This window comes from Chromohalobacter sp. HP20-39, from assembly GCF_033052815.1.
Classification (GTDB): Bacteria; Pseudomonadota; Gammaproteobacteria; order Pseudomonadales; family Halomonadaceae; genus Chromohalobacter.
The window spans coordinates 1-428 of the sequence record NZ_JAWHTP010000177.1 but is presented as its reverse complement, the minus strand read 5'-3'; the positions used below and the strand labels follow the sequence as shown (position 1 = coordinate 428).

General features: G+C 59.6%; 1 pseudogene. It reads left to right on the top strand.

Annotation, left to right across the window (positions count from 1 at the left end):
* Positions 1–428, top strand: a pseudogene (locus RVY79_RS17515) (hypothetical protein); the annotation flags it as partial.

Here is a 428-nt window from a genome sequence, read left to right as displayed (position 1 = left end):
CAAGCCGACCTACGTTCTAAGCCCCGATCCGATCTCTGGCAAAGACACGTTTGACAACGTGGGCGATGCGCTGAGCAGTCTGAACAACAACATCGTCAGCAATGCCGAGGCCATCGACGACCTGGGTACGAAGATCGGCGAAGGCTCGATCGGCCTGGTTCAGCAAGACAAAACTAGCCGCACGATCACGGTGGGCAAAGATACTGACGGCACCGAAGTCAACTTTGCCGGCAAGGATGCGGACGGCAACGCCATTGACCGCAAGCTGACCCACGTGGCGGCTGGGACGGATGACACCGACGCCGTGAACGTACGACAGCTCAAGGACGCGGGTCTGGTGGGTGACGACGGCAAGCTGGCCAACGCCGTGACTTACGACAGCGACAAGAAAGACAGCATCACCCTGGGCGGCTTGAAAGCCGATGGCA